This is a genomic window from Streptomyces echinatus (assembly GCF_014203595.1).
In the GTDB taxonomy this organism is placed as follows: domain Bacteria; phylum Actinomycetota; class Actinomycetes; order Streptomycetales; family Streptomycetaceae; genus Streptomyces; species Streptomyces echinatus.
Genome location: NZ_JACHJK010000018.1, coordinates 130,552 through 144,845, shown reverse-complemented (window position 1 = coordinate 144,845; position 14,294 = coordinate 130,552). Strand labels below are relative to the sequence as shown.

Genomic DNA, 14,294 nt, shown 5'->3' with positions numbered 1-14,294 from the left:
TCGGGGCATGACGCCCAAAGAAGAAGAAAGCAGCGGCCCGGGTCCGAGCGGCCTCGCCGACCGCGTCACCGGCGCCCTGGTCGGTGCCGCTGTCGGCGACGCCCTCGGCGGCCCGGTCGAGGGCTACTCCCCCGAGCAGATCGCCGAACGTCACGGCGGTCGCGTCAGCGGGATCGTCGGCCCCTGGCACGGCGAGGCGTGGCGCACCGCCCGCCCCATCGCGCCGTACCACAAGGGCGACGGCCATGTCACCGACGACACCCTGATGACGCACGCGCTGATCCGGGTCTACGACCGTGTCCGCGACCACCTCGACGCGTACGCGGTCGCCGAGCACCTGGTCCCGGACCTGATGACCACCCCGCGCTGGATCCCGGAGCTGGAGGCCGAGGCCCTGCCGCTGCACCGCCTCTTCCTCGCCGAGAAGTGGCTGGTGACCCGGCTGGCCTACGGTCACGCCGACCCCCGGGAGGCGGGCGTCGGCAACATCGTCAACTGCGGCGCCGCGATGTACATGACCCCGGTCGGCCTGGTCAACGCGGCCGACCCGGCCGCCGCCTACGCCGAGGCGCTGGACGTCGCCGGTGCGCACCAGTCGTCGTACGGCAGGGAGGCGGCCGGTGTCCTCGCCGCGGCGGTGGCCGCCGCGGCCGCCCCGGGGGCGACCCCGGACACGGTGGTGGCCGCCTGCCTGTCCCTGGCCAAGGACGGCACCCGCACCGCGATCGAGAAGGTCTGCGAAGTCGCCGCCCGCCACCGGGAGTTCGAGTCGGCGCTCGGCCCGCTGCGCGCGGCGGTGGCCCCCTACGACACGGTCGGCCCGGACTACCGCGCGCCCTCCCTGGCCGCCCGCCGCCCCTCCCGCCTCCACTCGATCGAGGAACTCCCGGTCGCTCTGGGCATGTTGCTGGTCTCCGGCGGCGACTACCGGCACGCCGTGCTCGGCTCGGTCAACTACGGACGCGACTGCGACTCGATCGCCACGATGGCCGGCGCCCTCGCGGGCGCGCTCGGCTCGCCCGTCCCCGAGGAGTGGGCGAAGACGGTCGCGGACGCCAGCCGTCTGGACCTGTGGGCGCCCGCCCGGACGCTCACCGAGGTCACGTGCGAGATCTTCGACCGGGACGTGGCCCGCCGGCGCGCTCATGAGCAGGCGTTCCGCGCGCTCGGAGGCCGGCCGTGCTCCGTCTGACCTGGGTCCAGCCGGAGGACCTGCTGGGCCACGAACTGCGCCAGGCCCGCCTGGACGGGCGCGAGCCGTCGGCGGTCGAGGCGCGCTGGCGGGCGGCGGGCGGCCCGGAGGCGCCGGAGCGGGCGGGCGCGTCAGCGCGCGGCGTCTCACGCTATCTGCGCCTGCTGGCGGAGGACCTGCTCGACGAACTGGCCGATCTGCCCAGCGCGCTGGCCGAGCACGAGCCGACGGACCTGGCCCGCATCAGGTCGCTGTGCCCGAACTGGCCGGCGCGGGCGGGCCGCGCGGAACCGGCGCCGGGTGGTCACGGGCAGCGGGCGGCCGGCCCGCGCCCCGAGTGCCCGGCCCCGTCCGGAGGGGCGGGCTCCTCCGTCGTGGCGGAGCCGCGCGTCCCCGCGGGGTTCCGTCCGGCGGCCCTGGAAGCCGCCTGGCTGGGCCGGGCCATCGGGTGCCTGCTCGGAAAGCCCGTGGAGAAACTCCCCCTCGACGGCATCCGCGCCCTCGCCGGGGCGACCGGGAACTGGCCCCTCGCCGGCTACTTCTCCGCGCGGGGAGTCCCGGCGGACCTCCTGGCCGCCCACCCCTGGAACCGCCGCTCGGCCGCCACCTCCCTCGCCGAGAACATCGACGGCATGCCCGAGGACGACGACCTGAACTATCCCCTGCTGAATCTGCTCCTCCTCCAGCGCCACGGGCGGAACTTCACCACCGACGACGTGGCCCGGCTCTGGCTGGAGGAGCTTCCGCCCGGCCGCACCTTCACCGCCGAGCGCCTCGCCCACCGCAATCTCCTGGCCGGCATCGAGCCCCCGCACACGGCCCGCCACCGCAACCCGTTCCGCGAGTGGATCGGCGCCCTGATCCGGGCCGACATGCACGGCTGGAGCAACCCCGGTGATCCGGCCGCCGCCGCCGAACAGGCACACCGCGACGCGGTCCTCACCCACACCGCCAACGGCGTCTACGCCGCGATGTTCGCCGCCGCCGCCATCGCCACGGCCGCCTCCGGCACGCACGGCGTGCACGCCTGTCTGCGCGCCGGCCGTGCGGTGGTCCCGGCCCGCTCCCGGCTGGCGGCGGCCCTCGACCACGCCGTCGGCCTCGCGGCCTCGGAGCGGGACTTCGACCGGGTGGTGGACGAACTCCACGCCGTCCACGGCCCCGGCCACCACTGGGTCCACGCCCTCCCCAACACCGCCCTGATCGCCGCCGCGCTCACCCACGCGGACGGCGACTTCACCGGCTCCGTCTGCCGTGCCGTGTCCGGCGGCTGGGACACGGACTCCAACGGCGCCACCGCCGGCAGCATCGCCGGTCTCCTCGCCGGGTCCCCCACGGCGCTCCCCGACCGCTGGCGGGCCCCGCTGAAGAACCGGCTCGCCACCACTGTCGGCGACTTCGACGGCACCGGCTTCGACACCCTCGCCCACCTCACCCACCTGGAGGCGACCCGCTCATGACCCATATCGTCGTCCTCGGCAGCACGAACATGGACCTCGTCACCTATGTCGCCACGGCCCCGCAGCGCGGGGAGACCGTGACGGGACGGGAGTTCCGCACCATCCCCGGCGGCAAGGGCTCCAACCAGGCCATCGCCGCGGCCCGTGCCGGCGCCACCGCCTCGATGATCGGCGCGGTCGGCAACGACGCCTACGGCCTGCGGCTGCGCGAGACCCTCGAACAATCCGGCGTGGACACCGACTTCCTGCGCACGGTGGAGGGGCCCTCCGGCACCGCGCACATCGTGGTGGACGACGAGGGCGGCAACGCGATCGTCGTCATCCCCGGCGCCAACGGCACCGTCGACCACCTCTCCCCCGGTGACGAGGGGCTGATCGCCACCGCCGACGCGCTGCTGCTGCAGCTGGAGATCCCGTTGGCGGCGGTCGTCGCGGGCGCGGAGGCGGCCCGCCGGCACGGCGTCCGCACGGTCCTCACCCCCTCCCCGGCGCAGCCGCTGCCGCCGGAACTCCTCGCCGTCACCGACCTGCTGGTGCCGAACGAGTACGAGGCGGTCCTCCTCACCGACCGCACCGACCCGCGCGAGGCGGCGGCCGCCCTGCTGGACCTGGTGCCGGAGGTCGTCGTCACCCTGGGCGCGACGGGCTGCCTGTACCTGCGCCGGGGCGCCGAACCCCTGGTGGTGCCCGCGCCCCACGTGACCGCCGTGGACTCCACGGGCGCGGGCGACACCTTCGCCGGGGCGCTCGCCGTGGCCCTCGCCGAGGAGAAACCGGTACGGGAGGCCCTGTCCTGGGCGGCCGCCGCCGCGGCGATCTCCGTCCAGCGGGAAGGGGCGTCGGTGTCCATGCCGTACCGCCCGGAGATCGAGAAGCAGTACGGCGCATGAGTACGGCGACACGGACGCTCCCGGCGCTGGACGGCCTGCGGGTACTGGACCTGGCGACCCTCTTCGCCGGGCCGATGGCCGCCACCCTGCTCGGTGACTTCGGCGCGGAGGTGATCAAGGTCGAGCATCCCCGGCGGCCCGACCCCTCCCGCGGCCACGGCCCCGCCAAGCACGGCGTGGGCCTGTGGTGGAAGGTGCTCGGCCGCAACAAGCGGACCGTCACGCTCGACCTGTCCACGCCGGGCGGCCGGGCCACCCTGCTGCGGCTCGCCGCCACCGCCGACGTGGTGATCGAGAACTTCCGCCCCGGCACCCTGGAGAAATGGGACCTCGGCTGGCCCGAGCTGTCGGCGGCCAACCCCCGGCTGGTCCTCACCCGGGTCACCGCCTTCGGCCAGTACGGACCGTACGCGCGCCGCCCCGGCTTCGGTACCCTCGCCGAGGCGATGAGCGGCTTCGCCGCGGTCACTGGCGAACCGGACGCGCCCCCGACGCTGCCGCCCTTCGGTCTCGCCGACTCGATCGCGGGCCTGGCGACCGCGTACGCCGTGCTGACGGCGCTGGCCGGGCGCGAACGCACCGGCGCCGGCCAGGTCGTCGACATGGCGATCATCGAACCGATCCTGTCCGTCCTCGGCCCGCACCCCACCTGGTACGACCAGCTCGGCTATGTCCAGGAGCGCACCGGGAACCGGTCGGCGAACAACGCCCCGCGCAACACCTACCGCACCGCCGACGGCGGCTGGGTCGCCGTCTCCACCTCCGCGCAGTCGGTCGCCGAACGGGTGCTGCGGCTGGTGGGGCGCCCGGAGCTGACCGAGGAGCCGTGGTTCGCCACGGGCGCGGACCGGGCCGCCCACGCCGATGTGCTGGACGAGGCGGTCGGCTCCTGGATCGCCGTCCGCACGCTCGCGGAGGTGCTCGCGGCCTTCGAGAAGGCGGAGGCCGCGGCGGCCCCCGTGCAGGACGTCCGGGACGTGCTGGCGGACCCCCAGTACCAGGCCCTGGACACCGTCACCACCGTCACCGACCCGGAGCTGGGCCCGCTGCGCATGCAGAACGTCCTCTTCCGGCTCTCCGCCACGCCCGGCGCGATCCGCTGGGCCGGCCGTCCGCACGGCGCCGACACGGACGCCGTGCTCACCGAGCTCGGCCTCACCGCGGCCGACATCGCGGCCCTGCGCTCGGAGGGCGCCCTGTGACCCGCTACCCGCTGACCTGGCTCTACGTGCCCGGCGACCGCCCGCACGTGGTGGCCAAGGCCCTGGTGGCCGGAGCCGACGTGGTGGTGATCGACCTGGAGGACGCGGTCGCCCCGGACCGCAAGGAGTACGCCCGCACGGCCACCGCGGAACTCCTGGCGCAGCCGCGGCCGGTGCCGGTGCATGTCCGCGTCAACGCCCTGGACGGGCCCTGGGCCGCCGCCGACCTGACCGCCCTGGCCGGTCTGCCGGGCCTGTCCGGGCTGCGGCTGCCGAAGGTGACCTCGCCGGACCAGGTGCGGCAGGCCGCGGTGACCACGCCGGTCCCCCTGTACGCGCTGCTGGAGTCGGCCCTCGGCATCGAGCACGCCTACGCCATCGCCACCGCCCACCCCGCGCTGCGGGGCATCTCGCTGGGCGAGGCGGATCTCCGGGCCGACCTCGGGGTGCGGGCCGACGCGGGTCTCGACTGGCCGCGCTCCCGGGTGGTCGTCGCCGCCCGCGCGGCGGGTCTCGCCCCACCGCCGCAGTCGGTGCACCCCGACATCCGCGACCTGGACGGCCTCGCCGCGTCCTGTGCCCACGGCCGCGCCCTAGGCTTCCTGGGGCGCGCCGCGATCCACCCCCGGCAGCTGCCGGTGATCGAGCGGGCGTACCTGCCGACGCCGGCGGAGATCGAACACGCGGAGACGATCACCAAGGCGGCCGCGTCCGACCAGGGCGCCCAGGCCCTCCCCGACGGCCGCTTCATCGACGCGGCAGTGGTGGCCATGGCCCAACGAACCCTGTCCCTGACCTACCGGACGTAACGCGACGCCGATCGGCGCTCCCCTTTCCACCGCGCCGACGACCGGCCACGGCGGCGGTGGCCGGCGGTGGCGAACCATCGGCGTCCGTGTCCCGCATGCACCGAGGGCGCCCGGGAGGTCCCGGGCGCCCTCGGTGTCGTAGCCGCGGCGGTCAGCTCTTCTTGGCCGACTCCGCCTCGTCCTTCACCGGTTCTCCGGCGTCCTCGGCGTCCTCCGCCCCGTCCGCGCCTGAGGCCACGGCTTGCGTGCCCTCGGCCGCGCTGTCGGGGGCGCCCTCCGAGACCCCGTCGGCCGCACCGCCGGAGGCGACCGCGGCCGGCTCGACCACGGTCTCCCGTCCCGGCCGCTTCTTCGCCGACACCACCATGTACACCACCGCCAGCAGGAACACGATCAGCGCGGTCCACACGTTGAGGCGGACGCCCAGGATGTGGTGGGCGTCGTCGACGCGCAGGTACTCGATCCAGCCGCGGCCCACGCAGTACGCGGCGACGTACAGCGCGAACGCCCGGCCGTGGCCCAGCGTGAAGCGGCGGTCCGCCCAGATCACCAGCAGGGCGACGCCGACGCACCACAAGGACTCGTAGAGGAAGGTCGGGTGGTAGTAGCCCGGCACCCGGCCGCCCTCGGAGGAGGTGATGTGCAGCGCCCAGGGGACGTGCGTCTCCCGGCCGTACAGTTCCTGGTTGAACCAGTTGCCCCAGCGGCCCATGGCCTGCGCGAGCGCGATGCCGGGCGCGACGGCGTCGGCGTAGGCGGGCATCGGGACACCCCGGCGCCGCGCGCCGATCCACGCGCCGAGCGCGCCGAGCGCGATCGCGCCCCAGATGCCGAGGCCGCCCTCCCACACCTTGAAGGCGTCCACCCAGTCACGGCCCTCGCTGAAGTACAGCTCGTAGTCCGTGATGACGTGGTAGAGCCGGCCGCCGACCAGGCCGAACGGTACGGCCCAGACGGCGATGTCGGCGACCGTGCCGGACTGCCCGCCGCGGGCGATCCAGCGCTTGTTGCCGAACCAGACGGCAATGAAGACGCCGATGATGATGCAGAAGGCGTAGCCGCGCAGCGGGATGGGGCCGAGATACAGCACCCCGTGCGACGGGCTGGGGATGTAGGCAAGGTTCATGGCAAGTCCGACGCTACCGTGCCGGGCCCCGGGGACCGCAAGCAGCCCGGCTACGGGTCCATAACGGGGGCGTAAGAAACGCTCACCCTCGGTGGGCCGATTCCACCAGCTGCTTGAGCTTGGCCGGGGTCATCGTCTGGTCCTGGTAGATGTTCTTGCCGTCGAGCAGCACCGTGGGCGTGCCGCTGAAGCCGCCGGTCCGGAACGCCTGGTTGGACTTCTCCACCCAGGCGTCGTGGGTGCCCTCCTTGACGCACTTGCGGAAGGCGGGCGTGTCCAGGCCCTTCACCTTGCCCGCCAGCGCGATCAGCTTGTCGTTGTCCGCGAAGGCGTCGTCGGTCTCCTTGGGCTGGTTCGCGTACAGCACGTCGTGGTAGTCGCGGAACTTCCCGGCGTCCTGGGCGCAGGCCGCGGCGTTGGCCGCGCGGAGCGAGCCGCTGCCGCCGAGGTTGCCGTCGATCAGCCGGACCAGGTGGTACTCGACCCTGAGCTTGCCGGCGTCGGACAGCTCGTGGAGTGTCGGCCGGTACGCGGCCTCGAAGGCCTGGCAGGCCGGGCAGCGGAAGTCCTCCCAGACGGTGAGCGTCGACTTGGCGCCGTCCTTTCCGACCGGGATGGCGAGACTGTCCTTGCCCTTCGCTCCCGAGGGGGCCACGGCCGGGCCCGCGCCGGTGCTCTTGTCCTTGCCGGCGTTGGCGGCGACCACGCCGATCACGGCCGCGAGGCCCAGGACGCAGACGACGCTCGCGCCCACGATCAGCGTGCGCCGTCGCTTCTCCGCGGCCTTCTGCTTCTCGCGCTCGACCGCCATCCGCTCGCGGGCGGTGCGCTTTCCGTCACGGTTCTTCTCGCTCACACCCCCAGAACGAACCGGGGAGGCGCAGCGCGCCTCCCCGGCCGGAGGTCCACTCGTTCGAGTGACCGAATCATCTGAAACGGGACATCACCTACGGTTACGCCCGTCCGCGCACGCCCTTGGCGAGCAGGCCGGCCAGCTCGCGGACCGCCGCGATGCCGGAGGCGTGGTCCGGGGCGTCCAGCATCCGCTTCACGAACGCCGAGCCCACGATGACCCCGTCGGCGAAGCCGGCGACCTCGGCGGCCTGGGTCGCGTTGGAGACGCCGAGCCCGACACAGACCGGCAGGCCGCTGCCCGTGCCGCGGGTCCGCCGGACCAGTTCCTCGGCCTGCGCGCCGACGGACTCGCGGGTGCCGGTGACGCCCATGAGGGAGGCCGCGTAGACGAAGCCGCTGCCCACCGCGGTGATCTCGGCGAGCCGCTCGTCCTTGCTGCTCGGTGCCACGACGAAGACCGTCGCGAGCCCGTGTTTCTCGGCGTGCTCCCGCCACAGCGCCGACTCCTGCACCGGCAGGTCGGGCAGGATGCAGCCGGCGCCGCCCGCCTCGGCCAGTTCGGCGGTGAAGCGCTCGACGCCGTAGCGGTCGATGGGGTTCCAGTACGTCATGACGAGCACCGGCTTCCCGGTGGCCCGGTGCGCCTCCCGGACCGTCCGCATGACGTCGGCGATCTTCACCCCGCCGCGCAGGGCGATGTCGTCGGCGGTCTGGATGACCGGGCCGTCGAGCACGGGGTCGCTGTGCGGCAGACCCACCTCGACGACGTCGGCGCCGCCGTCGAAGACCGCCTCGATCGCCTCGATGCCGCCGTCCACGGTCGGGAAGCCGGCCGGGAGGTAGGCGATGAGCGCGGCCCGGCCCTCCGCCTTGGCGGCGGCGAGGGTGTCCGTCAACAGCTGGTGGTTCCCGCTCACTTGGCATCCCCCTCGATCTCGGCGGTGTCGGCTTGGTCGGCGGCCACCTCGGCGTCGGTGTCGTAGAGGCCGAAGTAGCGCGCGGCGGTGTCCATGTCCTTGTCGCCGCGGCCGGACAGGTTGACGACGATCAGGCCGTCCTCGCCCAGTTCCCTGCCGACCTCCAGGGCACCGGCGAGCGCGTGGGCGCTCTCGATGGCCGGGATGATGCCCTCGGTGCGCGACAGCAGGCGCAGGGCCTGCATGGCCGCGTCGTCGGTGACCGCGCGGTACTCGCCGCGGCCGGAGTCCTTCAGGTAGGAGTGCTCGGGGCCGATGCCCGGGTAGTCCAGGCCGGCCGAGATCGAGTACGGCTCGGTGATCTGGCCCTCCTCGTCCTGCAGGACGTAGCTGCGTGAGCCGTGCAGGATGCCGGGCTCGCCCGCGGTCAGGGTGGCCGCGTGCTCACCGGTCTCGATGCCGTGCCCGGCGGGCTCGCAGCCGATCAGGCGGACGCCCTCGTCGGGGATGAAGGCGTGGAAGAGACCGATGGCGTTGGAGCCGCCGCCGACGCAGGCCACGGCCGCGTCCGGGAGGCGGCCCGCGCGCTCCAGGAGCTGACGCCGGGCCTCGACGCCGATGACCCGGTGGAAGTCACGGACCATGGCCGGGAAGGGGTGCGGGCCGGCGACCGTGCCGAACAGGTAGTGGGTGTGGTCGACGTTGGCGACCCAGTCCCGGAACGCCTCGTTGATGGCGTCCTTGAGGGTGCGGCTGCCGGACTTCACCGCGACGACCTCGGCGCCGAGCATGCGCATGCGGGCCACGTTCAGGGCCTGGCGCTGGGTGTCGATCTCGCCCATGTAGATGGTGCAGTCGAGGCCGAACAGCGCGCAGGCGGTGGCCGTGGCGACGCCGTGCTGGCCGGCGCCGGTCTCGGCGATCACCCGGGTCTTGCCCATGCGCCTGGTCAGCAGGGCCTGGCCGAGCACGTTGTTGATCTTGTGGGAGCCGGTGTGGTTGAGGTCTTCCCGCTTGAGGAAGATCCGGGCGCCGCCCGCCTCCGCGGCGAAGCGGGGGACCTCGGTGAGCGAGCTGGGCCGGCCGGTGTAGTTGACCAGCAGGTCGTTGAGTTCCCGGGCGAACTCGGGATCGTGCTTGGCCTTGTCGTACTCGACGGCGACCTCGTCCACGGCGGCGACGAGGGCCTCCGGGATGAACTTGCCGCCGAACGCGCCGAAGTAGCCCTCGGCGCTGGGCACCTGACCCGCGGGGTCAGGGAAGAAGAAATCGCTGGACATGCCAGAACCTCACGGTGAGTGCGTGTGAAGAGACACTGTTCGCCGTGGGGCGTCGGGGTGATCGGCCGACCGCGGGACCGTGGTGTCCGGTCGCGCCGCGCGACGGAGCCGCCCTGTCAGGCCCGACCCGCGCCCCTCTCGGGGCGCTGCCATCGCATGCCGTTGACCTGCCCGGGTTCGTCACCGATGACGTAGCGCACCCGGCGGCCGTGGACACGCCTCGCCGGGGCGCGGCAGCCCCTCGGGCGGCAGCCGCGCGCCAGGCGGGCGTACCGGTCCACGGTCGTCATGGTGAGAGTCATCGGTCCCAAGCTTAATGGGGGGTCAGCCGCGCCCGTGCCGCAGCGCCGGGTGCTCGCCCGCCGCCACCAGGTCGGCCACCGCCGCCTTCGGGTCACGGCCGGTGACCAGGGACTCGCCGACCAGGACCGCGTCGGCGCCGGCGTTGGCGTAGGCGATCAGGTCGTGCGGGCCGCGGACGCCGGACTCGGCGACCTTGACGAGGTGGTCGGGGATCTCCGGGGCGACCCGCTCGAAGGTGCCGCGGTCGACCTCCAGGGTCTTCAGGTTGCGCGCGTTGACGCCGATGATCTTGGCGCCCGCGTCCACCGCCCGCTCGACCTCCTCCTCGTCGTGCACCTCGACGAGGGGGGTCAGGCCGATGGACACCGCCCGCTCGATCAGCGACTCCAGGGCCGGCTGGTCGAGGGCGGCCACGATCAGCAGCGCGAGGTCGGCGCCGTACGCGCGGGCCTCCCACAGCTGGTACGAGGTGACGATGAAGTCCTTGCGCAGCACCGGGATGTCCACGCGCGCGCGGACGGCCTCCAGGTCGGCGAGCGAGCCGCCGAAGCGGCGCTGTTCGGTGAGGACGGAGATGACGGCCGCGCCACCCGCCTCGTAGTCCGCGGCGAGCCCGGCCGGGTCGGCGATCGCCGCCAGCGCGCCCTTGGAGGGGCTGGAGCGCTTGACCTCGCAGATCACCTTGACGCCGTCGCCCTTGAGCGCGGCCACCCCGTCCTTGGCGGCGTGGGCCTTGGCCGCGCGCTCCTTGAGCTCGTCGAGGCTCACACGTGCCTGCCGCTCCGCGAGGTCGGCACGGACTCCGTCGATGATCTCGTCGAGCACACTCACGCGAGCGGCCCCCTTCCAGACGGTGGTTCCTTCAGGTTCCGAAAACCTGTGGTCAATTGCGATGGTATCCGCACGAGCGCCGAGGCCTCGCATCCGGTGGACGCCGGTCCCACCACCTGGACGTTCACCGTCCGGTCAGGGACGCAGCCAGCCACCGGCCGGCAGGTTCCGGACGACGGTGAAGACCAGCAGCAACGCGCCCACGGTCCACAGGTGCGCCGGTCCGGGGACGGTCCGCGGCGGCCGGCCGCGCGCCGTGCGGACCGTTCGGAGGGCCCACAGCACGGCGAGGCCGAGGCAGGCCGCCACGCCCGCCGCGTTGTCGCGCAGCGCGGTGAGCAGGTCACCGTGGACGAGGGCGTGCGCGCTGCGCAGTCCGCCGCAGCCGGGGCAGTACAGGCCGGTGAGCCGGTACAGGGGGCAGACGGGGTAGTGGCCGGGTTCGTTCGGGTCGACGGCACCGACGTAGCCGAGGGCGCCGGCGGCGGCCGCGAACAGCCCCAGCGGGACGGCGAGCCGCCGCCGCGGAGGGGGCGGCGTAACCGGGCTCCCCTCGCTCCGGGGCGCCTGCGGCGGGACGGTGCGGCTGTCGGCGTTCACGCGGGAATTCTGCCGCGCCGCTCCGGCACGCGCGCGCGGAGCGGGTCCGGTCGGGGCGCGGTCCGGGGACGACGAGGGACGACGAAGGGCAGGGTCCGGGGACGGCGAAGGGCGCGGTCCGGGGACGGCGAAGGGCGGCCCGCACCTCGCCGGTGCCGGGCCGCCCTTCGGGGAAGCGCTGCGCTCAGCTCTCGGCGCCGGCCGGCTCGCGGGTCGCGGACGGGGCGGTGTGCGGGAGCGCGGCGGGCTGCTTCGGCATGCCGAGGCCCATGGACCGCATGATGCCGCCGACGACACCGCCGCCGGCCACGATCGCCATGCCGGCCCAGAAGCCGACGGGCTGGGCCATCACCATGAAGGCGCCCGCGACGCAGAACCCGATGAAGGCGATGGTGACACCGGTCCAGGCTGCCGGGGTGTGACCGTGGCTGCTGCCCGCCATGACTTGCTCCTCGTTGCTGTGTACGTGTCGTAGTAGGCGTCGTACGTGTCCGTACGGTTCCGGGCCCGCCGTCACTGTCCGAGCCGGACGCTCGTAGTTCATTGTCCCGTACCCGAGCGCGCGACGGACGCGGGGGTGGCGTCTGATGCGCCACATCGTTTCCTCGCGCCCGCCGGGCACGGGAGGCCTGTCCGGGGGGACGGCCGGCGGCTCAGGCGCCGGTCGGGTCCTCGCCCCGGTCGAGGGCCTTCCAGATCTCCTCGGGCCGCTCCGGGTCGGCGGGGCGGGCCGTGCGCCGGGGGCCCGCGGTGCCGCGCTCGTAGCGGCCGGACATCGCGGGCCACAGGCTGCCGTAGCGCAGGGCGAGCAGTCCGGCGAGCAGGATCAGCAGCCCGCCGACGGCCGCGACGTAGGGCCAGCCGGTGTGGCCGAGCGCGTGCACCGTGGCGGAGGTGTCGCCGCTGACCTTGGCGGCCTTGTCGTCCAGCGCGGAGCCGTCGGAGGCGGTCATGAGGGCCGCGGCGGCGATCCCGGCACCGGACAGCGCGAGGAGCCCGGAGACGACGAGGCGGCCGGCCCTGCGGACGGCGAAGACGGCGACGAGCGCGGCGAGGCCCACTATGGCGAGGGCCGCTGGGACGCCGGTGACGTCGCTGCCCTTGGCGGTCAGCGGGAACGCGCCGCCGGCCACGGTCGCGGTGCCCTCCGCCCAGCGCTGCCGGGTCGCGAGCAGCGTCACGGCCGCGCCGAGCGCACCGGACAGAAGGGCCACGGCGAGGCTCCGCCGGCCGGACCGGGCGGGTGCGGCGGCTTCGGAGCGGGGGTGAGGTACGGCAGTCACGTAGTCCACTATCGCCTGAACCCCGGGCGAAGCGTCACCCGGGGTTGCTATGAGAAGCGCCCTACCGCCCCAGGCGGTTCGCCGTGTGCACCGCCCGCAGCACCGCGGCCGCCTTGTTGCGGCACTCCTGGTCCTCCGCGACCGGGTCGGAGTCGGCGACGATGCCCGCTCCGGCCTGGACATGGGCCGTGCCGTCGCGGAGCAGGGCCGTACGGATGGCGATCGCGGTGTCGGAGTCGCCGGCGAAGTCCAGATAGCCGACGCAGCCGCCGTACAGGCCGCGCCGGGAGGGCTCCAGTTCGTCGATGATCTGCATCGCGCGGGGCTTGGGGGCGCCGGACAGGGTGCCCGCCGGGAAACAGGCGGTGAGCACGTCGAAGGCGGTGCGGCCGGCGGCCACCTTGCCGGTGACGGTCGAGACGATGTGCATCACGTGCGAGTAGCGCTCGATGGACATGAAGTCGACCACCTCGACCGAGCCGGGCTCGCAGACCCGGCCGAGGTCGTTGCGGCCGAGGTCGACCAGCATCAGGTGCTCGGCGCGCTCCTTGGGGTCGGCGAGCAGTTCCTCGGCGAGGGCCTGGTCCTCCTGCGGGGTGGTCCCGCGGTGCCGGGTGCCGGCGATGGGGTGGACCATCGCCCGCCCGTCCTCGACCTTCACCAGCGCCTCCGGGGAGGAGCCGACGACGTCGAACCCGTCGAAGCGGAAGAGGTACATGTACGGCGAGGGGTTGGTGGCGCGCAGGACCCGGTAGACGTCCAGGGCGCTCGCCGTGCACGGGGTCTCGAAGCGCTGGGAGGGCACGACCTGGAAGGCCTCGCCCGCGCGGATGCGCTCCTTGACGTCCTCGACGGCCCGCTGGAAGTCGGGGCCGCCCCAGCGGGCGGTGTACTCGGGCAGTTCGGACGGCGGCAGCACGGCCGGCGGCTGGGCGACCGCGCGGGTGAGGTCGGCCTCCATGGCGTCGAGCCGGGCCACGGCGTCCGCGTACGCCTCGTCGACGCCCGTGTCCAGGTCGTTGTGGTTGATCGCGTTGGCGATCAGCAGGACCGAGCCCTCCCAGTGGTCCATCACGGCGAGGTCGCTGGTCAGCAGCATGGTGAGCTCGGGGAGCCGGAGGTCGTCGCGCTCGCCGGGGCCGATCTTCTCCAGCCGGCGGACGATGTCGTAGCCCAGATAGCCGACCATGCCGCCGGTGAAGGGCGGCATGCCCTCCTGGTGGGGGGTGTGCAGGGCCTGGAGGGTGGCGCGCAGGGCCTTCAGGGGGTCGCCGTCCGTGGGGACGCCGACGGGCGGGGTGCCGAGCCAGTGGGCCTGTCCGTCCCGCGCGGTGAGCGTGGCGGCGCTGCGGACCCCGACGAAGGAGTACCGGGACCAGGACCGGCCGTTCTCCGCGGACTCCAGCAGGAAGGTGCCGGGGCGTTCGGCGGCGAGCTTGCGGTACAGCGCGACCGGGGTGTCTCCGTCGGCGAGGAGCTTGCGCGTGACCGGGATGACACGACGGTCGGTGGCCAGCTTGCGGAAGGTCTCGAGGTCCATGGCGGC

General features: G+C 74.0%; 15 protein-coding genes. 5 read left to right on the top strand and 10 right to left on the bottom strand.

Annotated elements, in window-relative coordinates; all coding sequences use genetic code 11:
• The first annotated feature begins 7 nt into the window (after nucleotides 1-7).
• Genes FHS34_RS36210 through FHS34_RS36190 form a run of 5 tightly spaced genes read left to right on the top strand, consistent with a single transcriptional unit; the run spans nucleotide 8 to nucleotide 5,553 of the window.
• Nucleotides 8-1,192, top strand: coding sequence for an ADP-ribosylglycohydrolase family protein (locus FHS34_RS36210; protein ID WP_184973608.1), 1,185 nt, complete (start codon nucleotides 8-10; stop codon nucleotides 1,190-1,192).
• A complete protein-coding gene (locus tag FHS34_RS36205; RefSeq protein WP_184973606.1) occupies nucleotides 1,180-2,652 on the top strand; it encodes an ADP-ribosylglycohydrolase family protein in 1,473 nt (490 codons plus the stop codon). The genes FHS34_RS36210 and FHS34_RS36205 overlap by 13 nt, the downstream gene beginning before the upstream one ends.
• Nucleotides 2,649-3,542: a ribokinase gene (gene rbsK, locus FHS34_RS36200; protein WP_184973604.1), complete on the top strand. Its 894-nt coding sequence runs from the start codon at nucleotides 2,649-2,651 to the stop codon at nucleotides 3,540-3,542. Before FHS34_RS36205 ends, rbsK begins: the two co-directional genes overlap by 4 nt.
• A complete protein-coding gene (locus FHS34_RS36195) occupies nucleotides 3,539-4,744 on the top strand; it encodes a CaiB/BaiF CoA transferase family protein (protein ID WP_184973602.1) in 1,206 nt (401 codons plus the stop codon). Before rbsK ends, FHS34_RS36195 begins: the two co-directional genes overlap by 4 nt.
• Nucleotides 4,741-5,553 (top strand): HpcH/HpaI aldolase/citrate lyase family protein, encoded by an 813-nt coding sequence (locus FHS34_RS36190; RefSeq protein ID WP_184973600.1) that lies wholly within the window; start codon nucleotides 4,741-4,743, stop codon nucleotides 5,551-5,553. Before FHS34_RS36195 ends, FHS34_RS36190 begins: the two co-directional genes overlap by 4 nt.
• A gap of 151 nt (nucleotides 5,554-5,704) precedes the next feature.
• Here FHS34_RS36190 and lgt read toward each other — a convergent pair whose 3' ends face one another.
• From lgt to FHS34_RS36140, 10 genes are all read right to left on the bottom strand, one after another.
• On the bottom strand, nucleotides 5,705-6,679 hold the full coding sequence (gene lgt / locus FHS34_RS36185) for a prolipoprotein diacylglyceryl transferase (protein ID WP_184973597.1): 975 nt from the start codon (nucleotides 6,677-6,679) through the stop codon (nucleotides 5,705-5,707).
• A gap of 82 nt (nucleotides 6,680-6,761) precedes the next feature.
• Complete coding sequence (locus FHS34_RS36180) at nucleotides 6,762-7,535, bottom strand: DsbA family protein (protein ID WP_184973595.1); 774 nt, start codon at nucleotides 7,533-7,535, stop codon at nucleotides 6,762-6,764.
• A 97-nt stretch (nucleotides 7,536-7,632) separates the two neighbouring features.
• Nucleotides 7,633-8,451: a tryptophan synthase subunit alpha gene (trpA, locus tag FHS34_RS36175; protein ID WP_184973592.1), complete on the bottom strand. Its 819-nt coding sequence runs from the start codon at nucleotides 8,449-8,451 to the stop codon at nucleotides 7,633-7,635.
• Nucleotides 8,448-9,731 carry a tryptophan synthase subunit beta gene (gene trpB / locus FHS34_RS36170; protein WP_184973590.1) on the bottom strand — a complete coding sequence of 428 codons (1,284 nt, stop codon included), beginning with the start codon at nucleotides 9,729-9,731 and terminating at the stop codon, nucleotides 8,448-8,450. Before trpB ends, trpA begins: the two co-directional genes overlap by 4 nt.
• Before the next feature lie 116 nt (nucleotides 9,732-9,847).
• The gene (gene trpM, locus FHS34_RS36165; protein WP_184973588.1) at nucleotides 9,848-10,033 is read right to left on the bottom strand and encodes a tryptophan biosynthesis modulator TrpM; all 186 of its coding nucleotides are present in this window, start codon (nucleotides 10,031-10,033) and stop codon (nucleotides 9,848-9,850) included.
• 22 nt (nucleotides 10,034-10,055) lie between these two features.
• Entirely contained in the window at nucleotides 10,056-10,865 is an 810-nt protein-coding gene (trpC, locus tag FHS34_RS36160) for an indole-3-glycerol phosphate synthase TrpC (RefSeq protein WP_184973585.1), read from the bottom strand.
• 135 nt (nucleotides 10,866-11,000) lie between these two features.
• Complete coding sequence (locus FHS34_RS36155; RefSeq protein ID WP_184973584.1) at nucleotides 11,001-11,465, bottom strand: DUF2752 domain-containing protein; 465 nt, start codon at nucleotides 11,463-11,465, stop codon at nucleotides 11,001-11,003.
• A 184-nt stretch (nucleotides 11,466-11,649) separates the two neighbouring features.
• The gene (locus FHS34_RS36150) at nucleotides 11,650-11,907 is read right to left on the bottom strand and encodes an HGxxPAAW family protein (protein ID WP_184973582.1); all 258 of its coding nucleotides are present in this window, start codon (nucleotides 11,905-11,907) and stop codon (nucleotides 11,650-11,652) included.
• 211 nt (nucleotides 11,908-12,118) lie between these two features.
• The gene (locus FHS34_RS36145; protein ID WP_184973580.1) at nucleotides 12,119-12,757 is read right to left on the bottom strand and encodes a TIGR02234 family membrane protein; all 639 of its coding nucleotides are present in this window, start codon (nucleotides 12,755-12,757) and stop codon (nucleotides 12,119-12,121) included.
• A gap of 52 nt (nucleotides 12,758-12,809) precedes the next feature.
• A complete protein-coding gene (locus FHS34_RS36140) occupies nucleotides 12,810-14,288 on the bottom strand; it encodes an anthranilate synthase component I (protein WP_184973578.1) in 1,479 nt (492 codons plus the stop codon).
• Nucleotides 14,289-14,294: the final 6 nt, after the last annotated feature.